We start from the raw sequence: 4,202 nt of genomic DNA, 5'->3' as shown, positions 1-4,202 counted from the left end.
GTCTTTGGACTGATCGGGCGGAAGGCGTCGGCGGTGATATCTACGCCATGATTGCCGGGTATTACCACGTTGACGCATGCGCGGACTTTTCCAGGGTTCTTGATCTGGCCGTCGAGTTGTTGGGGCGTTCTCGCACCCAGCCCACCCGCAAGCGAAGCAAGTCGCCGCCAATGGATGATCTCGGTCCGGCGACGGCCAAGTGGGATTATCTGGACGCGGCTGGAAAACTCCTGGGGGTGGTGTATCGCTACGATCCTCCTGGGCGAAGGAAGGAGTTTCGGCCTTGGGACGCCAAGCGTCGCAAGATGACGCCGCCTGAGCCACGTCCCCTGTACAACCAACCCGGTATCGCGCAGTCGGAACAGGTGGTGTTGGTGGAAGGCGAGAAATGCGCCCAGGCGCTGATCGATGCAGGTATCTGCGCCACCACGGCGATGAATGGAGCTAAGGCTCCGGTGGACAAAACCGACTGGCGCCCGCTGACTGGCAAGCATGTGATCATCTGGCCTGATCGGGATGCGCCGGGTTGGGCCTACGCCGACCAAGCTTCTCAGGCGATTCTACGGGCGGGAGGAATATCGGTCGCCATTCTGACGCCACCGGAAGACAAGCCCGAGGGCTGGGATGCCGCGGACGCTCTGGAGGAAGGCTTTGACGCGGCGGGGCTTATTTCAGCCGGTCCCCGCATGCCAATAGAGCTCCATTGCGACGAAGTGGATTCGGAAACTCTATTGAGTGATGTCGACTGGGCCACAGAGGACGGCCTGGCCACAGCCTTCACACGTCGCTATGGCGAGGACTGGCGGTATTGCTCTCTCTGGGGCAAATGGCTGGTGTGGTCGGGCATGCGCTGGAACTCGGACCAGGTACTGTTTGTTCAGCATCTTGTGCGCGGTGTTTGCCGCGCCGCGTCTCAAAAGGCGGACAACGATAAACGCAAAGGCCGGCTGGCGAGCGCCGCCGCCATTGCCGCCGTGGAGAAGATTGCGCGCTCTGATCCCCTGCACGCCTCCACACCGGAGGAATGGGATGCGGATATCTGGGCGTTGAATACGCCCGGTGGCGTGGTCGAACTGCGCACGGGCCGGATACGTTCACACCGTCGCGAAGACCGCATGACCAAGTCGACCACCGCAACGCCTAAAGGCGAATGTCCAACATGGCGGAGCTTTCTGGCGGATGTGACGGGACAGGACGCCGACCTGCAGGCGTATTTGCAAAGAGTGGTCGGCTACTGCCTGAGTGGCGCCACCAGCGCGCATGCGTTGTTTTTCCTCTACGGTACAGGCGCCAACGGCAAAAGCGTGTTCGTGAACGTGGTGGGAGCCATTCTGGGCGACTACGCCGCCAACGCGCCCATGGACACGTTCATGGAAGCGCGCGGCGATCGACACCCAACGGATCTTGCTGGCCTGCGCGGAGCGCGCTTCGTGTCGGCCATCGAGACCGAGCAAGGCCGGCGCTGGAACGAGTCCAAGGTCAAAGCCATCACTGGCGGCGACAAGGTTTCCGCGCGCTTCATGCGCCAGGACTTCTTTGAGTATGTCCCTCAATTCAAGTTGCTGATCGCCGGTAATCACAAACCGGCTATCCGCAATGTCGACGAAGCGATGAAGCGTCGGCTGCATCTGATTCCGTTCACCGTGACCGTACCACCGGAGAAACGCGACGGCGGCCTGACCGACAAACTGCTTGCCGAGCGCGAAGGCATTCTCGCCTGGGCGGTGGAAGGATGTCTGGAATGGCAGCGCATGGGTCTCAATCCGCCCGCCTGCGTGAGTGCGGCGACGGAGGAATATTTTGAGGCGGAGGACGCCCTTGGGCAGTGGATTGATGAGCGCTGTGAGCGATCGGCGGAAGCGAAAGCGGCCTCTTCGGAGTTGTACGCGGATTGGCGTGAGTGGGCTGAACGCGCTGGCGAGTATGTCGGCTCCATCAAACGCTTTTCAGAAATCCTCATCACACGCAACTTTTCTCAGAGTCGATTACACGGGGGAACGCGCGCCTTTAAAGGGCTCAGGCTACGTCCCAAGTCGTTTCCTCGCAGTTATTACGACCCTTACGATTAACCTTGGTGACGGATGGTGACCCTTATTCTGATTAACGCCTACACGCGCGTACGCGTAAGAGGTTATTCGATAAGCCTGTCACCATCCGTCACCACTCTCTCAAACGGAGATGGAAATGACCTTATCAGTATTGGCGCTGGATCTGGGAACACGCACCGGATGGGCGGCGAAAGGAAAGGATCGCGCCATCGTCAGTGGCGTGATGAACTTTAAACCCCAGCGCTTTGAAGGCGGCGGTATGCGCTTTTTGAGATTCAAACGTTGGCTGACCGAGCTGAAAGCGAATCTGGACGGCATTGACGCGCTGTATTTCGAGGAGGTTCGCCGGCATGTCTCCACGGATTCCGCGCATGCCTATGGCGGCTTTCTGGCGACGCTAACGGCGTGGTGCGAGCACCATGAGATCCCTTACCAAGGCGTGCCTGTGGGGACCATCAAGCGTCACGTCAGCGGTAAAGGCAACGCCAGCAAGGAGGATGTGATAGCGGCTGTACGGAAACGGGGATTCAATCCCTCGGATGATAACGAGGCGGATGCCCTGGCGATCATGCTGTGGGTGCAGGACACACAGGAGACGGAATATGAAAACGCCTAAACCCATTTACCGCAGCCCCTTGGGAAAATATCAGCCTGATCAGGGACCCGATCCCGAGAAGATCAAACGCGAGGGGTGGCGCAGTCAACGCATCCTGGTGATCTCGCCTGACGATGACCGATTGAACTGGATAGAGAGCGAGCTGTTGTGTCGGATTGGAGAGCGCCTCTACGGCGCAGGGGAACCTAAGCATGACTGAATGGACATTAGAGCACGTGGCTGACCGTTTCACTGACGCAGCTATCACCGCGCAACGGCTGCCCCCTGTCCGGGTGCAGGGATACGCTAACAGCTGGCCAGCCATTCTACGCAAGCCCTGGGAGAACATGGGAGCGGAGCCTGTGGTGAGGCGACTGCCGCCCGATCCGGCGGCGATTGATCGCATGCTGGAGACCTTCCGTTGGGTGAAATGGTTGACCGAGGATCAACGTCACCTGGTGTGGATGCGGGCGGATGGCTGTCCCTGGAAAGAAGTCTGCGCGCACTTCGGTATGGACCGCACCACGGGATGGCGTCGCTGGAAGGCAGCGTTGTCTGCTGTGGCTGTTCGACTTAACGATCCCGAGGAAAGGATTAGTTTTAATTAGTTATAAACAACTCCTGCGGAAAACGTAGTACTGGTGCGGGTTTGACGCCAATTCGGGGGCGTAACATCCGCCGGTTTTTTTGGTAATATTTGCGTTACCTCGTGACACGAGCGCACCTCCCCGCTATGGCAGCCGCCAGGCGATTATTTGGCCTATCTGGGCGCCTTTTGGGCTCCCGATGGGTCCTTCCTGGCCATGAGTCGAAGCGGGGGGCGTGAGCGCCGCGTTTGTTTAGCGTCAGCGCTAAAAACGAGGTTTGCAGGGTTTGCGGTTCGCAGGTCCGATTCCAACGTACTTCCCTTTACCCGCCCGTGAAGCGATTCGCCGGCGGGTTCTTTTTTGAGGCCCAGAATCTGAATTCTTTGTCCGCGGTTGGCACCCCGAGCTATCCGCCATTGATTGTTCAATACCGGTCAGTGGAAGCGCTCATCCCATATTGCAGAAACGCGCGTACGCACTCCGAGGAACAGGTGGCGCAGATCGCCGCCAGTATCGCGGAATTTGGCTGGACCAACCCTATCCTGGTCGACGGAGAGAACGGCGTTGTCGCCGGCCACGGGCGCTTGCTGGCGGCGAGAAAACTAGGAATGGTGGACGTCCCGATCATCGAGCTCGCGCATTTGTCGCCGACGCAGAAACGCGCTTATATCCTCGCGGACAATCAGCTGGCCTTAAAGGCGGGCTGGGACGAGCAATTACTGCGTGTTGAACTGGAGGCGCTGCAGGAAGACGGTTTCGACCTGGACCTGACCGGATTCGACGCGGACGATCTGGCGGCGTTGCTGGAGGCGGAGGAAACCGAGGTAGTGGGTCAAACTGACGACGACTCGGTTCCCGAAGAGGAAGCGGCCGTAGTCTCCCAATCCGGCGACGTCTGGTTGTGTGGTGAACATCGCGTCCTCTGTGGCGACGCAACCTCACCGGATGCGTACGCCGAATTATTCAGCGATT

The 4,202-nt window shown here is 59.2% G+C and carries 5 protein-coding genes; all 5 read left to right on the top strand.

The window, feature by feature from the left end; translation table 11 throughout:
* Positions 1 to 2,069 (top strand): phage/plasmid primase, P4 family (locus tag KP814_RS31925; protein WP_216740573.1); only part of this gene is annotated, 2,069 nt, incomplete at its 5' end.
* A gap of 115 nt (positions 2,070 to 2,184) precedes the next feature.
* Positions 2,185 to 2,664 (top strand): crossover junction endodeoxyribonuclease RuvC, encoded by a 480-nt coding sequence (locus KP814_RS31920; protein WP_011399399.1) that lies wholly within the window; start codon positions 2,185 to 2,187, stop codon positions 2,662 to 2,664.
* Entirely contained in the window at positions 2,651 to 2,863 is a 213-nt protein-coding gene (locus KP814_RS31915) for a hypothetical protein (protein ID WP_216740572.1), read from the top strand. The genes KP814_RS31920 and KP814_RS31915 overlap by 14 nt, the downstream gene beginning before the upstream one ends.
* Complete coding sequence (locus KP814_RS31910; RefSeq protein ID WP_216740571.1) at positions 2,856 to 3,251, top strand: DUF6362 family protein; 396 nt, start codon at positions 2,856 to 2,858, stop codon at positions 3,249 to 3,251. Before KP814_RS31915 ends, KP814_RS31910 begins: the two co-directional genes overlap by 8 nt.
* A gap of 470 nt (positions 3,252 to 3,721) precedes the next feature.
* Positions 3,722 to 4,202, top strand: a 481-nt coding sequence (locus KP814_RS31905) for a ParB/Srx family N-terminal domain-containing protein (protein WP_371824109.1), incomplete at its 3' end; no start/stop codon positions are given.

Source organism: Hahella sp. HN01 (assembly GCF_018986435.1).
GTDB lineage: Bacteria > Pseudomonadota > Gammaproteobacteria > Pseudomonadales > Oleiphilaceae > Hahella.
The sequence above is the reverse complement of the archived record's forward strand: the minus strand, read 5'-3'. Positions and strand labels throughout refer to the sequence as shown.